21 protein-coding genes and 5 pseudogenes are annotated in these 21,609 nt (G+C 65.9%); 9 read left to right on the top strand and 17 right to left on the bottom strand.

Translation table 11 applies throughout. The features are described from left to right. The first annotated feature begins 100 nt into the window (after positions 1–100). Entirely contained in the window at positions 101–640 is a 540-nt protein-coding gene (locus J2S44_RS14005; protein WP_310413130.1) for an IS110 family transposase, read from the top strand. After that, complete coding sequence (locus J2S44_RS14000) at positions 628–1,068, top strand: transposase (RefSeq protein ID WP_310413127.1); 441 nt, start codon at positions 628–630, stop codon at positions 1,066–1,068. Before J2S44_RS14005 ends, J2S44_RS14000 begins: the two co-directional genes overlap by 13 nt. Positions 1,069–1,444: 376 nt before the next feature. Here J2S44_RS14000 and J2S44_RS13995 read toward each other — a convergent pair whose 3' ends face one another. Then, positions 1,445–2,269, bottom strand: a complete 825-nt coding sequence (locus J2S44_RS13995; protein ID WP_310413124.1) for a transposase family protein — start codon at positions 2,267–2,269, stop codon at positions 1,445–1,447. Between the two features lie 166 nt (positions 2,270–2,435). Here J2S44_RS13995 and J2S44_RS13990 point away from each other — a divergent pair, with 166 nt between their 5' ends. Continuing rightward, complete coding sequence (locus J2S44_RS13990) at positions 2,436–2,756, top strand: hypothetical protein (protein ID WP_310413121.1); 321 nt, start codon at positions 2,436–2,438, stop codon at positions 2,754–2,756. Positions 2,757–2,759: 3 nt separating this feature from the next. After that, positions 2,760–3,230 (top strand): hypothetical protein, encoded by a 471-nt coding sequence (locus J2S44_RS13985; RefSeq protein ID WP_310413118.1) that lies wholly within the window; start codon positions 2,760–2,762, stop codon positions 3,228–3,230. Between the two features lie 146 nt (positions 3,231–3,376). Here the strand turns inward: J2S44_RS13985 and J2S44_RS13980 are convergent. Beyond that, positions 3,377–3,565: pseudogene (locus J2S44_RS13980) on the bottom strand (hypothetical protein); the annotation flags it as partial. Positions 3,566–3,630: 65 nt separating this feature from the next. Here J2S44_RS13980 and J2S44_RS13975 point away from each other — a divergent pair. Together J2S44_RS13975 and J2S44_RS13970 are read left to right on the top strand one after the other, a co-directional pair. Continuing rightward, positions 3,631–3,924: a transposase gene (locus J2S44_RS13975; protein ID WP_310413111.1), complete on the top strand. Its 294-nt coding sequence runs from the start codon at positions 3,631–3,633 to the stop codon at positions 3,922–3,924. A 17-nt stretch (positions 3,925–3,941) separates the two neighbouring features. Next, positions 3,942–4,802: an IS3 family transposase gene (locus tag J2S44_RS13970; RefSeq protein ID WP_310429655.1), complete on the top strand. Its 861-nt coding sequence runs from the start codon at positions 3,942–3,944 to the stop codon at positions 4,800–4,802. 56 nt (positions 4,803–4,858) lie between these two features. Here J2S44_RS13970 and J2S44_RS13965 read toward each other — a convergent pair whose 3' ends face one another. The 7 genes from J2S44_RS13965 to J2S44_RS13935 all read right to left on the bottom strand — a co-directional run bounded on the left by J2S44_RS13965 (position 4,859) and on the right by J2S44_RS13935 (position 13,799). Next, on the bottom strand, positions 4,859–7,222 hold the full coding sequence (locus J2S44_RS13965; protein WP_310413108.1) for an ATP-binding cassette domain-containing protein: 2,364 nt from the start codon (positions 7,220–7,222) through the stop codon (positions 4,859–4,861). An 8-nt stretch (positions 7,223–7,230) separates the two neighbouring features. Further along, positions 7,231–7,638 (bottom strand): VOC family protein, encoded by a 408-nt coding sequence (locus tag J2S44_RS13960; RefSeq protein ID WP_310413105.1) that lies wholly within the window; start codon positions 7,636–7,638, stop codon positions 7,231–7,233. 5 nt (positions 7,639–7,643) lie between these two features. Continuing rightward, positions 7,644–8,018 carry a helix-turn-helix transcriptional regulator gene (locus J2S44_RS13955; protein WP_310429652.1) on the bottom strand — a complete coding sequence of 125 codons (375 nt, stop codon included), beginning with the start codon at positions 8,016–8,018 and terminating at the stop codon, positions 7,644–7,646. Between the two features lie 74 nt (positions 8,019–8,092). After that, on the bottom strand, positions 8,093–9,118 hold the full coding sequence (locus J2S44_RS13950) for a hypothetical protein (protein ID WP_310429650.1): 1,026 nt from the start codon (positions 9,116–9,118) through the stop codon (positions 8,093–8,095). Positions 9,119–9,194: 76 nt separating this feature from the next. Continuing rightward, positions 9,195–10,295 carry a mannose-1-phosphate guanylyltransferase gene (locus J2S44_RS13945; protein ID WP_310413102.1) on the bottom strand — a complete coding sequence of 367 codons (1,101 nt, stop codon included), beginning with the start codon at positions 10,293–10,295 and terminating at the stop codon, positions 9,195–9,197. Between the two features lie 111 nt (positions 10,296–10,406). Next, a complete protein-coding gene (locus J2S44_RS13940; protein ID WP_310413099.1) occupies positions 10,407–11,552 on the bottom strand; it encodes a glycosyltransferase family 4 protein in 1,146 nt (381 codons plus the stop codon). 318 nt (positions 11,553–11,870) lie between these two features. Further along, positions 11,871–13,799: an acetoacetate--CoA ligase gene (locus J2S44_RS13935; RefSeq protein WP_310413096.1), complete on the bottom strand. Its 1,929-nt coding sequence runs from the start codon at positions 13,797–13,799 to the stop codon at positions 11,871–11,873. 97 nt (positions 13,800–13,896) lie between these two features. Between J2S44_RS13935 and J2S44_RS13930 the strand changes: the two genes are divergently transcribed. Both J2S44_RS13930 and J2S44_RS13925 read left to right on the top strand, forming a co-directional pair. Then, a complete protein-coding gene (locus J2S44_RS13930; protein ID WP_310413093.1) occupies positions 13,897–14,907 on the top strand; it encodes a hypothetical protein in 1,011 nt (336 codons plus the stop codon). A 52-nt stretch (positions 14,908–14,959) separates the two neighbouring features. After that, the gene (locus J2S44_RS13925) at positions 14,960–15,526 is read left to right on the top strand and encodes a Uma2 family endonuclease (RefSeq protein ID WP_310413090.1); all 567 of its coding nucleotides are present in this window, start codon (positions 14,960–14,962) and stop codon (positions 15,524–15,526) included. Between the two features lie 241 nt (positions 15,527–15,767). Here the strand turns inward: J2S44_RS13925 and J2S44_RS13920 are convergent. The 7 genes and pseudogenes from J2S44_RS13920 to J2S44_RS42900 form a co-directional block, all read right to left on the bottom strand. After that, positions 15,768–16,111, bottom strand: a pseudogene (locus J2S44_RS13920) (transposase family protein); the annotation flags it as partial. A gap of 173 nt (positions 16,112–16,284) precedes the next feature. Continuing rightward, positions 16,285–16,692 carry a hypothetical protein gene (locus J2S44_RS13915; protein ID WP_310413088.1) on the bottom strand — a complete coding sequence of 136 codons (408 nt, stop codon included), beginning with the start codon at positions 16,690–16,692 and terminating at the stop codon, positions 16,285–16,287. 126 nt (positions 16,693–16,818) lie between these two features. Then, positions 16,819–17,232, bottom strand: coding sequence for a DddA-like double-stranded DNA deaminase toxin (locus J2S44_RS13910; RefSeq protein WP_310413085.1), 414 nt, complete (start codon positions 17,230–17,232; stop codon positions 16,819–16,821). A gap of 135 nt (positions 17,233–17,367) precedes the next feature. Beyond that, positions 17,368–17,565: a hypothetical protein gene (locus J2S44_RS13905; protein ID WP_310413083.1), complete on the bottom strand. Its 198-nt coding sequence runs from the start codon at positions 17,563–17,565 to the stop codon at positions 17,368–17,370. A 1,328-nt stretch (positions 17,566–18,893) separates the two neighbouring features. Continuing rightward, a pseudogene (locus J2S44_RS13900) lies at positions 18,894–19,226 on the bottom strand (helix-turn-helix domain-containing protein); the annotation flags it as partial. Between the two features lie 71 nt (positions 19,227–19,297). Then, positions 19,298–19,855, bottom strand: coding sequence for an SUKH-4 family immunity protein (locus J2S44_RS13895; RefSeq protein ID WP_310413076.1), 558 nt, complete (start codon positions 19,853–19,855; stop codon positions 19,298–19,300). A gap of 4 nt (positions 19,856–19,859) precedes the next feature. Beyond that, positions 19,860–20,156 carry a nucleic acid/nucleotide deaminase domain-containing protein gene (locus J2S44_RS42900; RefSeq protein WP_374727839.1) on the bottom strand — a complete coding sequence of 99 codons (297 nt, stop codon included), beginning with the start codon at positions 20,154–20,156 and terminating at the stop codon, positions 19,860–19,862. A 221-nt stretch (positions 20,157–20,377) separates the two neighbouring features. Here J2S44_RS42900 and J2S44_RS13890 point away from each other — a divergent pair. Then, a pseudogene (locus J2S44_RS13890) lies at positions 20,378–21,188 on the top strand (transposase family protein). A 51-nt stretch (positions 21,189–21,239) separates the two neighbouring features. On the opposite strand, the pseudogene J2S44_RS43115 reads toward J2S44_RS13890, so the two are convergent. Further along, a pseudogene (locus tag J2S44_RS43115) lies at positions 21,240–21,573 on the bottom strand (helix-turn-helix domain-containing protein); the annotation flags it as partial. Positions 21,574–21,609 lie beyond the last annotated feature (36 nt).

Below are 21,609 nucleotides of genomic sequence, written 5' to 3'. Positions count from 1 at the left end.
GAGCCTTGCCGCTAACAGGGCGCCATCACAGTCCTGACCGCCTCACGCCGGCCCGGCGACGGCCGTCCGTCCCCCCGAGGCATCAGGAGCCCGCACCACCATGTCCAGAATCTCCCACCCACCTGCCATCAGCCAGACCGGCGCCCGCACCGAGGCGGTCCTCGGCGTCGACACGCACAAGGACTTCCACGCCGCCGCCGTGGTCAGCGCGGCGGGTATGCTCCTCGGCAGCCGCACCTCCGCCGCGACCGCCGACGGCTACCAGCAGATGCTGGACTGGGCCGCGAGTCTCGGACAGGTCCGGTCCGCCGGGATCGAGGGCACCCACTCCTACGGCGCCGCCCTGACCCGCCACCTACACGCCGTGAACATCCAGATCATCGAGGTCAACCAGCCTGACAAGGCCGATCGGCGCCGCCGCGGCAAGACCGATGCCATCGACGCCGAGACCGCTGCCCGCGCCGTGTTGTCCGGCCGCGCCACCGCTACCGCGAAGACCGGCGACGGCCCGGTCGAGATGATCCGGCTGTTCAAGCTGGCCAAAGCCTCCGCGATCAAGTCCCGCTCACAAACGATCAACCAACTTAAGCCGTCCTCGTCGGCGCAGACCCCCAACTCCGCGCATCCATGGCCGGCCTGAGCAACCCGAAGCTGTTCCGTCGCTGCGCAGAGCTGCCCGCCACCGCACCGGCCGATGCGATGTCCGCCGCGGCCTACACCCTCCGGCTGCTCGCCAGCCGGATCATCGCGCTGACCGCCGAGATCGACGACCTCGACCAGCACATCACCGACACCGTCCGGGTCCACACACCAGGCCTGCTCGACCGCCAGGGCGTCGGCCCCGACACCGCCGCCGCGCTGCTGCTCGCCGCCGGCGACAACCCGCAACGTCTCGCCAGCGAAGCGGCCTTCGCCGCCCTCTGCGGCGTCAGCCCGACCGAGATGTCCTCCGGCAAAACACAACGACGCCGCCTCAACCGAGGCGGCGACCGGCAAGCCAACTCCGTGCTCTACACCATCGTCGGGACTGATCCGCCGACTGAGTGCGGATGTTCCAAAGGGAAGTGAAGTGCAGGTGGATGAAATACTTAAGAATTTGTATTCAGACATAGTTGAACTGGGCGGATTGTCGAATGCTGCTAGTGAGGCGATTGCCGAACGCGGCCTTCTGGTCTCCGTTGAGTCCGACAGTGGGTCTGGCTGGACTGCTCGAGTCGAGGCTGATCGAGGAGTCTGCTATCTAAATGTCGGCGCCGGTGAGGGGGTATTCTTTTTCGAGATTCATCGTCGCAACTACAGAATTTTGTGGGCAAGTGGTGCATCTCCAGACTTCAACGTCGTGATCTCTGTGATTTGCCAATGGCTTCATGGTCGTAGGGCATTTGAGGTAGCTGAAGAGTTTCCCTTTGTTCGCATCGGGCCGCTTGCCGATATTGAGGTGATCTCAGTGAGTTTCGGGCAGGATTCGGTATTCGAAGTGGGTGAGGTGAAGTGCGGCGGCGACGATGTCACCGATTCGTCGTGGGCTGGCGGTGGTATGGCGTAGCGTTTTCCAGCGGCCGACGAGGATGGCGAAGCCGCGTTCGCCTTGCCAGCGCAGGCCGCGTAGCAGCCGGTTCACCGTCCGGTTCGCCACCGCGAGTTGCCGGCCGCCGGCCGGTTGTTTGGTGGGGGTTTTGATGCCGTGACCTGCTCCTTCGTAGCCGGCGTCGGCGAGGGCCGGCAGCTGCAGTTCGGCGGCGGCCCAGTTCAACGCGGCGGTGACGCCCAGCTGCTGAGCGCAGCTGAGATCATGCATATGCCCGGGCAGTGACGGTGAGGTCCAGATGATCAGCCCGTCAGGGCGCATGACGGCCTGGACGTTCGCGCCGAAGTCCCGGTGCTTTCCCGAGTACCAGGCGTCGATCGTCTCGCCCTTCACGCTGGTGGCGGTCTCCGCGAGGCGGTCACAGTCGAACAGCTTGCCGTCCAGAATGACGAACGCCCAGCCCTCGTCGGCGGCCCGTTGTAACGCCTCATGCAGATCAGGTGCCTGGGCGGACAGCACGGTGATGCCTTCGGCGAGATACCGGTAAACGGTGGCCCGGGAGATCCCGAACCCGGCGCCCAGCACCGTGGCGTCTTCGGCTTTGCGGAACCACACTATGACCAGCAGCGCCTGGTAGAAGCAGGTCAACGACCGTGTCCCGCGACGGGTGCCCCTCGCCCGCCGTTCGGCGGACAGCAGCCGGGCAAGGTAGCGCACCAGTTCCCTGGGCACGTCGAGCATGGCAGGATAAGCGATCACGTGGAGCCCTCTCGTAGACCTGTTCCGTCGCAAGAACCTGTCTATCGATGGCTCCACGCCCATATCCAGCACCATCCGCTTCGACCCGATATGCCCGTGTCTACAGCAGAACCGCGCCGCAAGTCCTCGTTGAGATCACCTCACTGCAGTGATCGGTGTGTTCAATACTAAGACGAAAGAGTGGACGAACTACATTGCGATCAATGGCAGTGCTGATGAGATGCCGAGCGGCTGGAAGCTGCGCGATAATGAAAGATGGGTAGGTGGTTCGGGGCATGCTGAAGAAACGATCTTGAAGAGTCTCGGGCTGGACGAGGTTGTGGCGTTCGGTGGAACATCCCGAAATATTTGCCGAGATACCTGTTACCCGCTGTTGAATGGACCTGGCATGAGGTTTGGTGGCGCAGGGTACTTTGGCGGCAAGGCGGATAAGACGGAGTTTTCACTCTTCTGGCAGGAGGATGACTAAGGTATGGAAAGTGCCAAGCTGACGACGGCGCTCGGTTATGCGGTTGGTGATCGACTCACCATCTTTGCTGAAGCGTTCGAGACTCGTGTCAAACGCGTCAATGCTCGAAGGTTGACGGTTGAGTGGCCATGGCGAGAGGTTGACCCGGACTCGGAAAATTTGTGGGACGGCACGCTGGGGTTCGCGCGAGACTCTGACGCTTACGATTGGCGCAATACGCCATGGCGGCTAGAGCCCAATCCGGAAGAGTTGGAGCCGGGAGGTTCATGTTTTGTGGGAGTGCCAATGACTGAAGTGATTGTTACTGGCATTGAGAAGTATGACCCGCCAGCCGACTTTGGCTTTCTGCCTAGGCCTGAGTACGTTATGGAGTTGGTTCCGAAGGATCTGGTAGACGATGGGGAAGCTGGATATGTTATTTATCTGAATGGAAACGAGCCCTTCGAAATTGAAAAAGTTGAGTCTCTTGCATGACGGTCTATGTGAGTCTAATTGAGGTGCTGCGACGCGTGTAATTTGCGAATCTATGTAGGAACGGTGCGTCATCTAGGAATAAGGATTAGCCGGCCTGCGGGTTAGCGATAACTTGCACGTTCGCGCCATGAGTGGATTCGGTGGGTCTAAAGCTTGTGCGCGCCGACGTAGTCGGCGAGGTGTTGGCCGGTCAGCGTCGCGCGTGACGTGACCAGTGCCTCCGGAGTGCCCTCGAAGACGATTTTTCCGCCGTCGTGGCCGGCGCCGGGACCCAGGTCGATGATCCAGTCGGCGTGGGCCATGACCGCCTGGTGATGCTCGATGACGATGACTGACGTGATCCGAAGTCTCCGGACACACCGCCAAGTAGGGTGGCGGTGGCGTCTGGGAGGAACGGTACGTGGTAAAGAAACCGGTGAAGTATTCGCCTGAATTGCGGGCTGAGGTCGTCGCGGCGTACGAGCAAGGCGGGCGTACGTATGCCGAGGTGGCTCGCAATTACAACCTTGTGCCGGAGACGGTGCGGTTGTGGGTGGCTGCGGCCAAGAAGGAGAATTCCGGTCAGACTCCGGAGGCCCGGGGTTCGATAGAACGGGCGCGGGTCGCGGAGATGGAGCGGCGTATCCGTGAGCTGGAGTCGGAGAACGCGTTCCTGAAAAAAGCTGCGGCCTTCTTCGCGAGAGAACAACGGTAGACGAACGTTTCGCGTTTATTGCTGCGGAGAAGGCTGCCTATAGCGTGACGATGATGTGTGCGGTTATGGATGTCTCTCGTTCTGGATTCTATGAGTGGTGGGGCCGGCCGGTGTCGGCGTCAGCGTCACGGCGTGCGATTCTCTCGGATCTGGTGCGTGACGTGTTCGACCGTTCCGGCCGCACGTACGGCTACCGGCGGGTGCACGCGGAACTCGTGCGTAGCGGCGTGGCTGTCGATGACGATCTGGTCCGCCGGCTGATGGGAGCCCAGCAGTTGGTGCCGGTGCAGGTGAAGCGGCGCCGGGGCCTGACGGTCGCGAACCAGGCAGCGGGTCCGATCCCGGACCTGGTCGGCCGGGACTTCACCGCCGCGGCGCCCGGAGCGAAGCTGGTCGGTGACATCACGCAGATCGACACCGAAGAGGGCCCGCTGTTCGTTGCCTCGGTTATCGACTGCTATTCGAAAATGGTGATCGGCTGGTCGGTCGATATCCGCTATCCGGCCAGCCTGGTCAGCGCCGCGATGCGCATGGCCGCACAACGGATCCCCTTGCCGAAAGATGCCATCTTCCATTCCGATCGCGGCAGCCAGTACACGTCGCATGAATTTGCGTCGGTTCTCGCCGGGCTGAAGGTCCGGCAATCAGTGGGCCGGACCGGGATCTGCTTCGACAACGCGATGGCCGAGTCGTTCTTCGGGAAGCTGAAGACCGAGCTCGTTCATCACCGGAAGTTCGCCACGCGGGCGGCAGCACGCCGGGAAGTGATTCGGTACATCGAAGGCTTCTACAACAAGCAGCGCCTGCATTCCGGCCTGGACTACCGGCCGCCCGCGGAAGTGCTCGAAGAATGGTTTGTTGTTAAGCAAGCCGCATGATAGATTCACATTTTGGTCGAGTCCGGAATCTTCGGATCATGTCAGATTCGATGGGTCTAAAGCTTGTGAACGCCGACGTAGTCGGCGAGATGCTGGCCGGTCAGCGTCGCGCGTGACGCGACCAATGCCTCCGGAGTGCCCTCGAAGACGATTTTTCCGCCGTCGTGGCCGGCGCCGGGGCCGAGGTCGATGATCCAGTCGGCGTGGGCCATGACCGCCTGGTGATGCTCGATGACGATGACCGACTTGCCGGAGTCGACCAGCCGGTCCAGCAGCCCCAGGAGCTGTTCCACATCCGCGAGGTGCAGACCGGCGGTGGGCTCGTCGAGGACGTAGGTGCCGCCCTTCTCGCCCATGTGGGTGGCGAGCTTCAGGCGCTGGCGTTCGCCGCCGGAAAGCGTGGTCAACGGCTGCCCGAGCGTCAGATAGCCCAGCCCGACGTCAGTCAGGCGGGTCAGGATCGCGTGTGCGGCGGGCGTCCGGGCCTCGCCCTCGCCGAAGAACGTCGTGGCGGCCGCGACCGGCATGGTCAGCACCTCGCTGATGTTCCGCCCGCCGAATTGATACTCCAGCACCGACGCCTGGAACCGCTTCCCCTCACAGTCCTCGCAGGTGGTGGCCACGCCGGCCATCATGCCGAGGTCGGTGAAGATGACGCCGTTGCCGTTGCACGTGGGGCAGGCGCCCTCGGAGTTCGCGCTGAACAGCGCCGGCTTGACCCCGTTGGCCTTCGCGAACGCCTTCCGGATCGGCTCCAGCAGCCCGGTGTACGTCGCGGGGTTGCTGCGCCGGGACCCGCGGATCGCACCTTGGTCGATCGCGACGACGCCATCCCGCGGAGCGACCGAGCCGTGGATCAGCGAGCTCTTTCCGGACCCGGCCACGCCGGTCACCACGACCAGCACGCCGAGCGGCACGTCCACGTCCACGCCGCGCAGGTTGTGCAGCTCGGCACCGCGGATCTCAATTGTGCCGGTAGGTGTACGCACGGACGGCTTCAACGAAGCCCGGTCGTCGAAGTGCCGGCCGGTGACGGTGGCACTGGCACGCAGTCCGTCGACCGTGCCCTCGAAGCACACCTCACCCCCGCCGGTCCCGGCGCCGGGCCCCAGGTCGACGATGTGGTCCGCGATCGCGATCGTCTCCGGCTTGTGCTCGACGACCAGCACCGTGTTGCCCTTGTCGCGCAGCCGGAGCAGCAGGTTGTTCATCCGCTGGATGTCGTGCGGGTGCAGGCCGGTGGTCGGCTCGTCGAAGACGTACGTGACGTCGGTCAGCGACGAACCCAGGTGCCGGATCATCTTGACCCGCTGCGCCTCACCGCCGGAGAGCGTGCCCGCCGGCCGTTCCAGCGACAGGTATCCCAGCCCGATCTCGGTGAACGAGTCGAGCGTGTGCCGCAGCGTGTCCAGCAGCGGCGCCACGGACGGCTCCTTCAGCGAAGCGGCCCACGCCGCCAGGTCGGAGATCTGCATCGCGCACGCGTCCGCGATGCTGATTCCCTTGATCTTGCACGCGCGCGCACCCTCGCTGAGCCGCGTGCCGTCGCATTCGGGGCAGGTCTGGAACGTGACCGCGCGCTCGACGAACGCGCGGATGTGCGGCTGCATCGCCTCCACGTCCTTGGACAGGTACGACTTCTGGATCGACGGAATCAGCCCGGTGTACGTCAGGTTGATCCCGTCCACCTTGATCTTCGTCGGCTCGCGGTAGAGGAGGTCGTGCATCTCCTTCTTCGTGAACTTCTTGATCGGCTTGTCCATGTCGAACCAGCCCGAGCCGGCGAAGATCCGGCCGTACCAGCCCTCCATGCTGTAGCCCGGGATGGTCAGCGCGCCCTCACTCAGCGACTTCGTGTCGTCGTACAGTGCCGAGAGGTCGATGTCGTTGACGGTGCCGCGGCCCTCGCAGCGCACGCACATGCCGCCGACCCGGGAGAACGTGGCCTTCTGCGCCTTGGTGGCGGCGCCGCGTTCGACGGTCAGCGCGCCGCTGCCGCTGACCGACGCGGTGTTGAACGAGAACGCGCTGGGCGGGCCGAGGTACGGCTTGCCGATCCGGCTGAACAGGATGCGCAGCAGCGCGTTCGCGTCGGTGGCGGTGCCCACGGTGGAGCGCGGGTCGGCGCCCATCCGCTGCTGGTCCACGATGATCGCGGTGGTCAGCCCGTCGAGCACGTCGACGTCCGGCCGGGCCAGTGTGGGCATGAAGCCCTGGACGAACGCGCTGTACGTCTCGTTGATCATGCGCTGTGACTCGGCCGCGATGGTGGCGAAGACCAGCGAGCTCTTGCCGGATCCGGACACGCCGGTGAACACGGTCAGCCGTCGTTTCGGCAGCTCGACGCTGATGTCCTTGAGGTTGTTCTCCCGGGCGCCGTGCACCCGGATCAGGTCGTGGCTGTCGGCGACGTGACTCATGAGACCCCTCAGGCCTGCTGGATGCGGATCAGGTTTCCGGCGGGGTCGCGCACCGCGCAGTCGCGCACCCCGTACGGCTGGTCGGTCGGTTCCTGCACGATGTCCGCGTCCGCGGCCTGGAGCCGGTCGAACGTGCCCGCCAGGTCCTTCGTCGCGAGCAGGATGCCGGCGTACGTGCCCTTCGCCATCATCTCGGTGATGACGCGGCGCTCGTCGTCGGTGATGCCCGGGTCGACCGCGGGCGGCGTGAGCACGATGGACGTGCCGGGCTGCCCGGGCGGGCCGACGGTCAGCCACCGCAGGCCGCCGTACCCGACGTCGTTGCGGACCTCGAAGCCGAGCAGGTCGCGGTAGAACCCGAGCGCGGCCTCCGGGTCGTCCTGCGGCAGGAAGCTGGCGTTGATGGAGATGTCCATGCCGCTCACCCTAGAGTCGCCGCGGTGACCTGGACTTCTCTATTCCTGACCGGCCGGGTGACCGCCTTGGCGACGCACGACGGCAACTCCGCCTGCACAGACGCGCGCCGGTAGGCACCCGGGGACATGCCGACCAGCTCGGTGAAGCGGGTGGTGAACGTGCCGAGCGAGGCGCAGCCGACCGCGAAGCAGACGTCGGTGACGCTGAGGTCGCCGCGCCGCAGCAGCGCCATCGCGCGCTCGATCCGCCGGGTCATCAGGTACGAGTACGGCGACTCACCGTACGCGAGCTTGAACTGCCGGCTGAGGTGCCCGGCGGACATGTGCACGTCCCGGGCCAGCGCCTCCACGTTCAGCGGCTGCGCGAACTCGCGGTCCATCCGGTCGCGGACGCGGCGCAGCAGCTTGAGATCGCGCAGGTGCGGAGTGCTCACTGCGCGATGATGCCACAGCCTCAGGCGAACCAGAGCGCGATCCGGTGGTCTTCATCCGTCACGTAGTACGGATGCCCGTCGATCTCGGCCAGACCTTCGACGTTCCGGAACGGCGCGAGCTCGGCGACGACCTCCCCCGAAGCACGGGGCAGCGAGAACCGCACGTGCCGGCACTCCACGCCGCCGCCGTGCGGGTGGTCGTCGATCAGGATCGAGCCCTTGTTCAGCGCGTCGATCGAGCCGATCACCGCGTCGAAGCTGCCGTCCGGCCGCGCCGTGATCGCTCGGAACCCGGTCAGCGTGCCCGGCGGCGTGACGCCGGTGAGCACGTGCACGCCGGTCACCGTCGGCCAGGTGTGCTCGTCACCGTCGAACATCGCCTCGACGCCGTCGATCTCCAGCAGGATCGGCTCGCCGGCGGTGGTGACCGGGAAACGCAGGCCGAGCAGCAGCGTGCCGGCCGGGGTGAACGCGGCGGCCTCGACGTTGACCGGGTGGTCGCCCGGGGCCAGCCGGCGGGTCCAGCGCTTGCCGCGGGCGGTGCCGCGGTGTGTGGTCTCCACGATGAACCGGGCCTGGGACCGCTCGCCGGGCGGCAGCGTGTCGACGCCGTGGGCGCGCAGCGCGTCGTTGAACGCCCGGTGCAGCCGGAACTGGTTACGGACGATCTGGAGCGGCACCGGGCCGCGGGCCGCGTCGTCCTCGCGGAACCGGGAGAAGAACGCACGGCGCGGGCGCAGCGGGCCGGCCTTCGAGCCGAAGTGCGAGCCGATCGCGTAGACCCAGCCGTCCCGGTACGCCAGCGCCTCGCCGTCCTCGGTGCGGCCGGCCTCACGCCCGGGCAGCGCGTCCAGGTGGTGGGCGAACCAGTGGCCGGGGTTGTCGTCCTTCTCCAGCAGCAGCGCCAGGCACTCCTCGACCGGGCCCTCGTCCAGCACGGTCCAGAAGCCGCGGCGGGCGCCGTGCGCGGCCAGCAGAGCCTCGGAGTGTACGGGCAGCAGGTCACTGGCCTCGTTGCCCGCGATGGCGAGCTCGACGGATGTCAGATGGTCCACCGACACAGAGTAGGAGGCCGTGACCAGGGCCGGGACCTCATTGAAGGCTCCGGCCCTGATCGCAGGGTCAGACGAGGGCGTGCTCGCCGCGCTGCTTGAGCTCGTCGACGAGCTGTTTGACGTCCTGGGCGCGATCGCGCGGGCAGACCAGCACCGCGTCCTCCGTGTCCACCACGATCAGGTCGCGGACGCCGAGCGCGGCGACCAGGCGGCCGGAGTGCGGCACCACGACCAGGCCGCTGGAGTCGCGGATCAGCACCTTCGGGCGGTCGCCGGACGTGTCCGCGCCGAGCACCATGTTGCCGGCCTCGTCCGTGCTGAGCACCTCGCCGAGCGTGTGGAAGTCGCCGACGTCGTTCCAGCCGAAGTCGCCGGAGACCGTGGCGACCTGGCCGGCCGCGGCCGCGCCCTCCATCACCGCGTAGTCGACGGAGATCTTCGGCAGCGTCGGCCACACCTCGCCGAGCACGTCCTCCTGCTCCGGGCTGTCCCAGGCGGCGGCGATCCGCGAGATGCCGGACGCGAGCTGCGGCTGCTGCCGGGCCAGCTCGGCGAGGAACACGTCGACGCGCCAGACGAACATGCCGGCGTTCCACCGGTAGCGGCCGGACGCCACGTACGACTCGGCGACCTCGAAGGACGGCTTCTCCTTGAACTCCTCGACGCGCAGCAGCGGGCCGCCGTCGATCGCGTCGCCGCACTGCAGGTAGCCGTACCCGGTCTCCGGGTGGGTGGGGTTGATGCCGACCGTCATCAGCAGGCCGGACTCCGCGCCCACGATCGCGTCCTTGAGCACCTCGACGTACGCGGCGCCGTCCGCGATCAGGTGGTCGGCCGCGAACGAGCCCATCACGGCCTCCGGCTCGCGGCGCGCGATCACGGCCGCGGCCAGCGCGATCGCGGCGCACGAGTCACGCGGCGACGGCTCGACCAGGATGTTGCCCTCGGGCAGGCCGGCCAGCTGCCGGGCCACCGCGGCGGCGTGCGACACGCCGGTCACCACGAGCGTCCGCTCCGCCGGGGCCAGCGGCGCCAGGCGAGCCACGGTGGCCTGCAGCAACGACTCGTCGGTGCCGGTCAGCGGGTGCAGGAACTTGGGGTGACCGGCACGGGACAGCGGCCACAGGCGCGTGCCGCTCCCGCCCGCCGGGATGACGGTGTAGAACATGGGCGCCATCATGCCCGGTCAAGATGAGTGCGCATGCATGCCACACATATACAGATGGTAACGATCAGTTACGCCTTGATGACCGAAAAGGGCGTTTCCGATTACTCCGGGTCAGGCCGCCGCGCGCGTCCACGCGGCGACGTGCACGTCCGCGCTGGACTCCCAGGTGAACTCCTTGGCCCGGTCGAACCCGGCCTTCGCCAGGGCCCGCCGGCGCGGCTCGTCGTCGAGCAACGCGGTCAGGTCCGCCGCGATCCGGCCCGGCTCCTCCGACGTGTAGGCGACCGCGTCGCCGCCCACCTCCGGCAGCGACAGCCGGGGCGTGGTGAGCACCGGGGCGGCGCACGCCATCGCCTCCAGGATCGGCAGACCGAAGCCCTCACCGTACGACGGGTACGCCGCGACGAGCGCGCCGCCGAGGAAGCCGGGCAGGTCCGCGTAGCGCAGGTAGCCCGGGCGCAGCAGGCGCAGGTGCGGCGGCACCTCGGCCACGGCCCGGTCGATGTCGTCGTCGTGCCCCTGACCACCCGCGATGACCAGCGCCGGCGGGTCGTCGCGGTCGGCGACCGCGCGCACCCAGCCACGGATCAGGTTCGGCACGTTCTTCCGCGGCTCCTTCGCGCCGAGGAACGCGACGTACTGCGTGCCGCCGAGGCCGAGCCGGGCCCGCACACGCGCCTTCTCCTCGTCGGTGGGCGCGTGGAACGCGGTGTGGTCGACGCCGTGGTACGCCACGTCGATCATCGTCGGGTCCGCGTCCAGCAGGCGGATCAGCTCGTCGCGGGTGGCCTTGCTGGGCACGATCACCCGGTTGGCCCGGCGCAGCGACGTCTTGATCGCACTGCGGAAGAACGTGCGCTTCGACTTGTCGTAGTGCTCCGGCTCGGTGAAGAACGTGGCGTCGTGGACGGTCACGGTCACCGGGCACATCGCGCGCAGCGGGCAGGTGTAGAACGGCGAGTGCAGCACCCGCGCGCCGACCTGCTGGGCCAGCATCGGCAGGCCGGTCTGCTCCCAGGCGAGCCGGGCCGGGCGGTGCGCGACCGCGGCCGGCGCGGCGATGATCTCGGCGCCGGGCAGCATGCGCCCGTATCGCTCGGTGTCCGTCCGCAGCGCGACCACGGCCAGGTCGACGGCGCTGCCGACCATGCCGCCGAGCGCGCCGAGCAGGCCGTCGACATATCTGCCGACCCCACCGCGGTCGGCGGGGACGCTGGTGGCGTCGACGAGAACTCGGGGCGGATGACCGGCGGTCACAGGGCAACTCCTCGATCAGTCAGCGGTGCGGTGATGCCGCGTGCGTGTGGTGCTCCGACCTCGCGCGAGCGGGGCCGGCGACCGGAGCAAGCCTACGCCGATCCGGTTCGGCGGCGATGTCCACGACGCGACGGTAAAGGGTCTTTCCCCGCACCGATCACACGGCATTATCGGATCTTCCGCTCACCCTCATCGCGCCGAGCAAGAGCGGTCACACTCCGTACACCTTGATGGGGCCGGTCCGAAGATTTTCAGCGGCCGCGACGCCGTGACCAGGGCCGGTTCAATGCCGACCCCCGAATTCGCAGGATCTGTACATCATCTCTCCGCGTGACGCCGTGCGGCGAGTTGCTCGAACGCGGTCAGCGACTCCGGGTTCGCGAGCGCGCCCTTCGCGGCCGCCTCCCCGGCCGGCGTGCCGCCGAGGATGCGCTTCACCGGCACCTCCAGCTTCTTCCCGGACAGCGTCCGCGGCACCGCGGCGACCGGGTGGATCTCGTCCGGCGTGTGCCGTGGCGACAACCCCGTGCGCAGCGCGTCCCGCACCCTCCGCAGATCAAGATCAGAACCCGCCGCCGGTACGACGAAGAGCAGCAACTCGTCGGTCTCCTCCAGGTGTACGACCAGCGAGTCCGCCACCTCGTCCAGGCCCTCCACCACCGAGTAGAACTCCGCGGTCCCGAGCCGCACACCACCCCGGTTCAGCGTGGCGTCGGACCGGCCGGTGATCGCACACGAGCCGTCCTCGCCGATGGTGATCCAGTCGCCGTGCCGCCACACGCCCGGGAACACGTCGAAATACGCCTCCCGGTACCTGCTCCCGTCCTCGTCGCCCCAGAACCCGACCGGCATGCTCGGCATCGGCGCCGTGATCACCAGCTCGCCGAGCCGGTCCAGCACCGGCTTGCCGGCCGCATCGAACGCCTCCACCCGGGCCCCGAGCGCCCGGCAGGCGATCCGCCCGGAGTGCACCGGCAGCAGCGGCGAGCCGCCGACGAACCCGGTGCACACGTCCGTACCGCCGGAGAGCGAGTCCAGCCGCAGGTCCCGGTGGACGTTGTCGTAGACCCAGTCGAAGCCCTCGGCCGGCAGCGGCGCGCCGGTCGACCCGATCCCGCGCAGGCGCGGCAGCTCCGGCGGTGTCACCCCGGCCTTCCGGCAGGCCATCAGGAACGGTGCGGACGTGCCGAAATAGGTCGTCCCGGTCTCCTCGGCAAGCCGCCACATCGCGCCCAGGTCCGGGTGCGCCGGGTTGCCGTCGAACAGCACGATCGAGGCGCCCACGGCCGGGCCGGAGACCAGGAAGTTCCACATCATCCAGCCGGTCGTGGTGAACCACAGGAACCGGTCGCCGGGGCCGAGGTCGTGGTGCAGCGCCAGCATCTTCAGGTGCTCCAGCAGGATGCCGCCGTGCCCGTGCACGATCGGCTTCGGCAGCCCGGTCGTGCCGGACGAGTAGAGCACGTACAGCGGATGGTCGAACGGCACCGGCGTGAACGTCAGCGGCTCGGTGGTCGGCGCGGCCAGACCCGCCCACGGCTCGGCGTCCGGCTCGCCGTCACCCAGATAGGTGATCATTACGGTGTGGGTGAGCGTCGGGAGCGCGGCCCGGATCTCGGCCACCTCCGCGCGACGGTCGACCGCCTTCTCGCCGTAGCGGTAACCATCCACCGCGACCAGCAGCGTCGGCGCGATCTGCCGCCAGCGGTCGATCACGCTGCGGACACCGAACTCGGGGGCGCAGGACGAGAAGATCGCGCCCAGGCTGGCCGCGGCCAGCATCAGGATCAGCGTCTCCGGGATGTTCGGCGCGTACGCCACCACCCGGTCGCCGCGCCCGACGCCCCGGGCGCGCAGACCCGCCCGTACCCTCGCTACCTGGTCTTTCAGGTCTTCGACCGTCAGGTCCCGGTGCGCTCTGGTCTGGCTTCTCGCCAGCACGACCGGGCCTTCCGCCGTCTTTGCCGTCAGGACGTGCTCGGCGTAGTTGAGCGTGGCGCCGGGGAACCAGCGCGCGCCCGGCATCGCCGGATCGGCCAGGACCGTGCGCGGCGGGTCGTAGGCGTGCACGCCGAAGTGCTCCCAGATCGACGACCAGAACGCCGGGAGATCGGCGACCGACCATTCCCACAGCGCGCGATAGTCCGCGAAGCGCAACCCGCGCTCCCGCTCCAGCCAGGCAAGATAGGCCCCGATGCGACTGGTGTCGCGGACGTCGTCAGGTGGTGACCACAGCGGTGTGCCCATGCCATGATGGTGCCCTAATAATCGTTAAGGAGTAAGTGGACTTTCGCGGCGCGTCCCAGAGATGACCGGAAAGCCGGAAAACGGTACGGTGCGCGCTATGCGACACATCTGGAGTCTGATAGCCGGGTTGGTGGCGGCACCACTGACGTGGCTCCTGCTCGCCACCGGCCAGGCGTCCTCCTCCGAGCTGATCGCCGGCTGGGTGGCGGCCGGTCGCGGGTGGGACACCCACGACCTGATCGAACCCGCCGCGTTCCTCCTCGTCGCCGGCCTGCTGCTCGGCATCGTCGCCACGCTGCGCATCTCTCCCGTCGGGCCGCTGGTCGCCGGGCTGCTGCTGATCTCCGGTTACGTGGCCACGTTCATCGACCCGCTCGCGGTCCGCGACGTGCTGCCGAACGACTGGGTGATCCTGGACCGCCCGGTGCCGCTGCACGTGCCACTGGACAACGGGACGCTGGCGGTCCTCGGGGTGCTGCTGCTGGTGGCACCGTTCAGCATCCAGCGCTGGCGCCGGTGGCCGGTCTCGGTTGCCGCGCCGGCCGCTGAGGCTCCCGACACCGCCGAAACCGACGATGCGGCCGAGACCTCCGAGACGTCCGGGACCTTCGCCGGGGCCGGGGCTTCCGAGACGTCCGGGGCTTCCGATGTGTCCGGGTCCAACGACGTCACCCAGGAGCTGCGGCCGGTGTCCCCGGCCGGCCGGACAGCCGAGCCGGCTCCCGCCGCGCACCCCGGGCCGGCCGCGTCCGCAGCGCCGCCCGCCCCGGCCGCGCCTCCGGTGGTCGCCGCGCCGCCGAAGCCGGCCGCGCCACCCAAGCCGGCCGCGCCGCTGACGCTGGCCAGCGTGTCCGTGCCGGGGCCGGTCGTGGAGAGCCCGGCGACGAAGCGGGCGAAGGGCAGCGCCACGCCGCCCGCCCCGCCGCAGCCGACGCCGCAGCCGCAGCCGGCGGACCCCGCGCGCCGGCCGGCACCCGGCCACCCGGCACCGACCGACCCCGAGGGCCCCGCCCCCGAGGACCCGCAGGTGCCGACCGCGCGCCGCCCCGAGTCACCCTGGTCCCAGCCCCCGAGCGGCCCGGCCAGCCGAAGCAGGACCCCGGGTTAGGCGGCTCGTCGGTATCGTGAGTCGGTAGTCAAGGACGCTCCAGGAGGTGGGTATGACTGTCGAGATGGTCGCGCCGGACTGGATGCACGAGCTGGTCACAGCCGAGCAGTACGCGACATGGACGCCTGAGCAATGCGCGGGCATCGAGATCGTGGATGGGATGATTCTCGTGAGTCCGAGCGCGTCCAAGCGGCACAACCGTCTGGCCCGGCTGCTGGCGAACGCCCTGGACGCCGCCGCGGGGCCCGACTGGAACGCGGACACCGACTTCGACGTTCGCCTCCATGACGTCCCGCTGAACAACCGTCGCCCCGATGTCACGGTGTACCGCGCGGACACCATCGACGTCGCCCCGACCCGGCCGGAGCACGTGCTTCTCGTGGTCGAGGTGGTCTCACCCGGATCGGAGACGACCGACCGGATCGTCAAGGCCGAGCAGTATGCGCGAGTGGGGATCCCGTTCTACTGGCGTGTCGAGCAGGCCGCCACCGGCGTACCCATCGTCTACACATATGTCCTCGACCCGGCAGCCGGCCGCTACCGCGACGGCGAGGTCTTCACCGGCACGGTGAAGCTGACCGCGCCCTTCCCCATCGGGGTCGATCTCAGCCAGATCTGACACCACCTCCCATCACGGCGGGGTACTCATTGAGCCATTCCGCATAACGGACCGAGCAGTGCCTGACGGCCGGAGTTGAGGCCGTCGCCGCCACCGGTAGCGTTCCTGCTCACCGTGCCGGCGGATCAGGACAGTGAGGTGATCAAGACTGCGGATGGACGATGAGATCGCGGAGGGGTGGAACAGCCTGAGCGAGGCTCCTGGTGAGGGCATCGGATCTTGGTCGACTGCTGTATTAAGAGCGCATGTAGCGCCGTTTGAACGGCGTCCGGACGGTGACACCGGCGCCCTGGTAGCCCTCGTCAGTGAAGGTCATCACGTTCGCGCTGGTCAGCGCGTCGATGATCCGTTGGATGCGGGCAGCGGTCAGGTCATGAACGGCGCCGGGCAGCGCGGCTGATGCCCCGACGAGACGCCAGCCGCGTCGGCGATGACCTGCACGTTCGCTCCGTGACGCTTGTGTTTGCCGGAGTAGTAGGGCTTCTGGTCGGCAACCCGGTCGATCGGGATCAGGGTGCCGTCGAGGATCGCGTACGCCAGCAGTCGGATGCACCGCATAGCGGCGTCCAAGTCGTCGGCGGCTGCCCGGCCCTGATACTGACCTTCGTCCTATCTGAACGGGACCGCCACGAGTATCGGCGGAGCGCCAATGCCGCCGACTACGCCACCCGGCAGCCCGTGGCATGCCGAAAGGGTCCCAACCCTTACCGAGGTAACCTCAATTTCCGTACGTCAAATTACCTGGGACGCGCGCGACACTAAAATGTATTCCACTCCACCCGGGGAATACTGTCGTATGGACTGTCCAGCCAACTTTCAATGACGAACACCGGCCTTGTCAAGACCACGTCACCGGCACGCTGAACGCGCACTAAAAAGCCAAGATCTGGCGAAGACGGAATACCCTTCTCCGAATATCTGAGGAGCAGATCATATAATTCAGTGTAATTTTCGATCCAGGCTTCATAGCCTGAAGGGGCATGCCCGACAAGTTCGTGGCTATCATACAGAGCCTGTGGACCAGAAATCGCATCAACCGCAATGCCGGAAAGCATTCCCGAGTCGGAATAATATGCAGAAATTCCGACATCAGTAAATCGCGCCCAAGGTCCACCATTGGAAGTGATAATCGCATCAGTCATCGCGCCACCGGCGGACGCAGTCACGTCAATCACCTCCGAATGCCGCATACCGAAATTCAAGCCACCAACGCCCGCGAAAGGAATGTAAGACCAAACGGGCCGGGATGGGATTTTGATGTCATTTACCGCCAATTATCTACCTACGTCCCTTCAGCGTGGCGTGCTCACCTCACCGGTACCCCACCAAACATGCATTGTATATCCCTTTGGCGGCATGTCCTGAACCGACTCAGTGCAGTTAATTAAACTACTACAAAGTCCGCCCTTATTGTTGATTACCACATGCACCTCCTTGACTCCTCGCATCACCATCCAAGCCGCATAATTTGTCTCTACATGAGCAGCGTTTGAATATTTGCCACGCGGATTGATGTAATTGGGGCGCCCGAGCCGATATGCCTGCTTCATCAAGTCGTCAGCCATCGCAAAGAGCCAGCCACCCTCACCGCTGGACATGCCACTGACATCGTCTGCCACGGCTTGACCGATCCGTGTTCCGTCAGGCCCGAAAATCATACCTGTCGTCTGGTGCATCGGTTCGGTCGCGTCCAGCGCAGACTGCACCCATGCGGGCCCACAGTTGGGTACCAGAACCGGAGTATCGTCTGCGACCGCGTAGTACGTGTGGAGGTCGCTGACGGCAAGGTTGTGGACTGTCGCGAACTGGGTGGTCCAGCGGTCGATGGCAGTGATCTGGATCTAGGTGCCAACGCTGCTTTGGAGCCATTGGCCGGGCTGGAGGTTGGTGGCGTCCAGCCACTTGCCCAGTTCGGGTGCCCAGAAAGGGTGGCCGTCGGTTGCGGTGATTGTGGCGGTGCCCCTAGGGTGATCGCCGTCGGTATCGAGGACGATCTTGACCAGATGCTTGACGCCGTGGCCGGTGATCGTCGCGGTCACCGTCTTCGTTTCCCTCTCGCCAGATCCGGCCTCAGTAGCCACCTCCGGCGCATGACCTGTCCGAGCTAATGCTGCTCGTCATTCTGTTCGGACTGCACCGCCGCGAATACCGGCTGGAGTCGAACAGATCGAGATCACGATTGAGCAGCGCACGCGTGTAGAAGACTCAGACACGGACCATCGCGCCGGAGAACCGGGGGCGGCATTCTTCGGAGTGGCACGACGTTCGCGCTCCCGCTCGGTGTGCTCAACTGTATAGCTGCACGACTTCCCGGAGCAGAGCTTGGCGAACGCGGCGACGTGGACACGTCCGCGGCAACAGCCCAAGGGAACGGAGCCTGGCAGCCGTCTTCCTGACTGACCGGCGTCCCGTCATGACCGCAAGACTCGCAGCGAAGTCGATAACAGATTAAAACTTGGAACGGAAGAAGGCTAAACGTTCCCTGCCAACTCGCCTGGCATCTTCCCGCAGACTATCCGCAGAAACTCCGACCGAAAGGGCGTCGATAACTTCACTTTGACTCCGCTCCTCCCACTTAAGAAACGGTGAACACGAATAAGGCGCTCCAACCTAAAAGCTCCATCACGTGACGCCATGGAGCAATCCTCTAAAGCCGCCACCGAAGGATTAGCAAGAACACCGAGAGCCGAATGAAGAGTTACGGCCGAGTGCAACGCGTAGGCAGCAGGCCCAATAGCCTCATCCCCTAGGGTCATTTCACGCATCAACTCAAGCTGATGTATCATTGCACCATAGGACGTTGGATCAGCTTCGCCCTGCCGCCACAGAATTTCCAAGGCATCGACATATCGGGCCACGTCGTCCGGCCTGCCGTCCTGCGCCACAGTCCACAGGAGGATACCGACTGATCGCTCCGCGCAGGCCGCAGCAAATATAGCGTCCTGCGCGGGCGAGGCCGCAGCGAAAAAACTGCCAACAGTCATTTGCATCCACATATCCTTGAACCAGGCCAGTAGAAAGTCCGCACCTGCCAGTCCGTTTCCTTGGGATACGGCTGTCCCGAAATTGTGCCACCTGTACCAAGGATAAGAGCACCACGCTGGCCAGTGTCCTTGCAGACGCTTCTCGATGCCGCACCAGCGATTGGCACGCCGCCGAGTTCGTTAATTTTCAGAAGAATGTTGTGTTCTGCGTGAGTCAAGCCAGCACATTGTCCACAATTCGAGGGCACCCCGGAGGCATTGGTCGCGTCACGCACGACGCTGACCGGCCAGCATCTCGCCGTCTACGTCGGCGTTCACAAGCTGTAGGCCCCTCATCTTCCGCCTCCGACGGGTGACCTGCCCGGTTGCTGCGTTCGACAATCCGCGGATGGTGACACCCGTACAGCCTGATCGCCGGCATAGTCGGCAGGCAGCCGGCCCGCGGTCGACGCCGACGACCAGCCGGTCCTCGGCAACTCGGTGACCACCGTCCGCAGCCGTGGTGACCAATCGACCGCGTAGGCCTTCGACCTCGACCGGCCGGCCGCCGCCGCGTCGTCGGCGTCTACGGCCCGGTACTGGGCGCGGTCGCCACGCCGGGCCACGTCCTGGGAAACCGCTGACGGGTTCCGGCTGATCAGACGGGCGATCTCCTTGCACTCCAGGCCCTCGGCCAGAACACGGGATATCTCTTCACGATCGGTCAAGGTCAGCAAGGCGCGCATAGCGGGCCTCTTGTCCCACCGACTCGCCAAGATCAAATGCTACAACCGCCTGAACCTGAACGTCAGCCAAAGGGTCGAGCGAAATGATATCCCCAGAAACTGTCAGCATTTCCGAGAACCGGGTCACGTGAAGCTAGTCGCTTAAGTACGGCGCTGTATTTCGGAATCATCTCCTTGTCGGGCAAGCCTTCATATCGATGCCGAGCTGCGCCCAAAGTATTTAAGAAGTAAGCAAAATGCCCCAAACTGGAGTTTACTGGCAGCGGGTCAATCCCTTGTCCCGGGAAAATTTCCCAGACCGTCCCGTCAGACGACCTCAAGCCGAAATAGCCACAGCCGCACTCTGGGAGAAAAATGTCGCCATGAACCCGACCGCAGTCCTCTTCCCTCCCCAGCACATAAAAATCAGTCAACAGCGGTTCCGCAGAATCCTGGATATCCGGAACGAACAGATCACTGAAGGGCGGGATTCCCTCTTCGGCCAGCTGCCGTCGAACCACTTCGGTGACGCCCCGCATCCGCACTGTATTTATCGAAGCCCTGCGGACCCGATCCGCCCCGGCCCATGATGCCATTTCGCGTGCTGATATTACTTTTTTCGATAGATCCAAAACATCCACCCGCCTACCACAAGCCATCGAATGTAAACCCTCGTCTCATAAAACCCGAAACGCCACTCCTGATACCCTTTCTCGCATGCTCCTCCCCCTCATCGAAACTATACGACACCTTGAACGGCAATCCTGACATTGCCGCAGCGCACCCCTTTGGCCCGGGGCATGGAATCCTCTCCGTATAAAGCTCCTCGATATCGTCTCCGTAAATTTGCATAGCAAGACGTTCAGAGTGCCCCGCCTTCTCCATCGTGCCCGAACTCGGGACAACCTTAATCTCACCCGACTTAAGCCTGACAGCCGCCACGTTGCGACTTTCCGTAAGGGCATCGTAAGGTAAACCCGCTTTGGTTGCCGCATCTGCAGCAAGCTTGTCATCGGCCCGATGCCGAATAACCGCTTGACTCAGATCTCCCTCACCATAGGAAACCTTGAGCCTTTTTCATCGTGACGGTGCAGGTCACGGGCAGGGTGGGAGGCCGGTGTCCACGTAGGACGAGGCTCCCGGTAAGACAGCAATCGACCAAGATCAGATGCCCCAACCGGGAGCCTCGCCATGCTGTCTTACCGTCCACGATCTCGTTGTCCAGCCGGACCCTGAACCACCTCGCCAACCGCATCCGTAGCTACCGCCAGCAGCGCAAATCCCGGTGGAGACGACTCGGCCCAGGCCGTCAGGCCCTGCTCGCCCTGGCCCATCTGCGCAACGGCGACACCTACGCCCGCCTCGCCACCGGGTTCAAGATCGGGATCACGACCGCCTGGCGCTACGTCCAGGAAGCGATCACCCTGCTCAGCGCAGCAGCCAACGACCTGGACGCCGCGATGCGGCGCATCCGACTGCTGGCGTACGCGATCCTGGACGGCACGCTGATCCCGATCGACCGGGTCGCCAACCAGAAGCCCTACAACTGGCGGAAAACACAAACGTCACGGAGTCAACGTGCAGGTCGTCGCCGACGCGGCCGGGCGCCTGGTATGTGCGTCCGCCGCGCTACCCGGCGCCGTTCATGACCTGACCGCCGCCCGCACCCACGGCATCATCAACGCGCTGACCAGCGCACATGTGATGACCTTCGCCGATAAGGGCTACCAAGGCGCCGGCGGCGCCATCCGGACGCCGTTCAAACGCCATCACCGCCGACCGAAGCTGTCACGCCGGCAGAAGGCCGTCAACCGCGCCCACGCGAAGATCCGCACCCGCGGTGAACGCGCGATCGCCACCCTCAAAACCTGGAAGATCCTGGCCAAACTGCGGTGCTGCCCACGCCGCGCGACCGCGATCGTGCAGGCCATCCTCGCCCTGCACCACGTCGAAGCCAACCGCTACGCAGGATGAAAAAGGCTCACTGGATAGAGAGCGCGAGCCCGCCTATCCCCAAAGGCGTTAGATCGCCTCGTGTGACACCCGTACAGCCCGATCGCCGGCGTAGTTGGCAGGCAACCGGCCCGCGATTGACGCCGGTGAACAGCCGATCCTCAAGAGCTCGGTGACCGCCGTCCGCAGCCGTGGTGACCGGTCGACCGCGTATGCCTTCGGCCGTGACCGGCCGCCGCCGCCGCATCGTCGGCAGTCACGGCCCGGTACTCGGCGCGTCCTCCGTGCCGGGCCACGTCTCGGGAGACCACCGACGGGTTCCGGTTGATCAGAAGGGCGTCTCCTTGCATTCCAGACCCTCCTTCAGGCCACGGGATATCTCTTCACGGTCGGTCAAGGTCAGCATTGCGCGCACAGCGGGAATCCTGTCCCGCCGACCTTC

The organism is Catenuloplanes niger, from assembly GCF_031458255.1.
In the GTDB taxonomy this organism is placed as follows: Bacteria; Actinomycetota; Actinomycetes; order Mycobacteriales; family Micromonosporaceae; genus Catenuloplanes; species Catenuloplanes niger.
The sequence above is the reverse complement of the archived record's forward strand: the minus strand, read 5'-3'. Positions and strand labels throughout refer to the sequence as shown.

Bases quoted from the DNA above. Each gene is read 5' to 3' on its own strand.
- J2S44_RS14005 (WP_310413130.1), top strand. From the start codon at position 101: ATGTCCAGAATCTCCCACCCACCTGCCATCAGCCAGACCGGCGCCCGC.
- J2S44_RS14000 (WP_310413127.1), top strand. From the start codon at position 628: ATGGCCGGCCTGAGCAACCCGAAGCTGTTCCGTCGCTGCGCAGAGCTG.
- J2S44_RS13995 (WP_310413124.1), bottom strand. From the start codon at position 2,269: ATGCTCGACGTGCCCAGGGAACTGGTGCGCTACCTTGCCCGGCTGCTG.
- J2S44_RS13985 (WP_310413118.1), top strand. From the start codon at position 2,760: ATGGAAAGTGCCAAGCTGACGACGGCGCTCGGTTATGCGGTTGGTGAT.
- J2S44_RS13965 (WP_310413108.1), bottom strand. From the start codon at position 7,222: ATGAGTCACGTCGCCGACAGCCACGACCTGATCCGGGTGCACGGCGCC.
- J2S44_RS13960 (WP_310413105.1), bottom strand. From the start codon at position 7,638: ATGGACATCTCCATCAACGCCAGCTTCCTGCCGCAGGACGACCCGGAG.
- J2S44_RS13955 (WP_310429652.1), bottom strand. From the start codon at position 8,018: ATGGACCGCGAGTTCGCGCAGCCGCTGAACGTGGAGGCGCTGGCCCGG.
- J2S44_RS13945 (WP_310413102.1), bottom strand. From the start codon at position 10,295: ATGTTCTACACCGTCATCCCGGCGGGCGGGAGCGGCACGCGCCTGTGG.
- J2S44_RS13935 (WP_310413096.1), bottom strand. From the start codon at position 13,799: ATGGGCACACCGCTGTGGTCACCACCTGACGACGTCCGCGACACCAGT.
- J2S44_RS13930 (WP_310413093.1), top strand. From the start codon at position 13,897: ATGCGACACATCTGGAGTCTGATAGCCGGGTTGGTGGCGGCACCACTG.
- J2S44_RS13925 (WP_310413090.1), top strand. From the start codon at position 14,960: ATGACTGTCGAGATGGTCGCGCCGGACTGGATGCACGAGCTGGTCACA.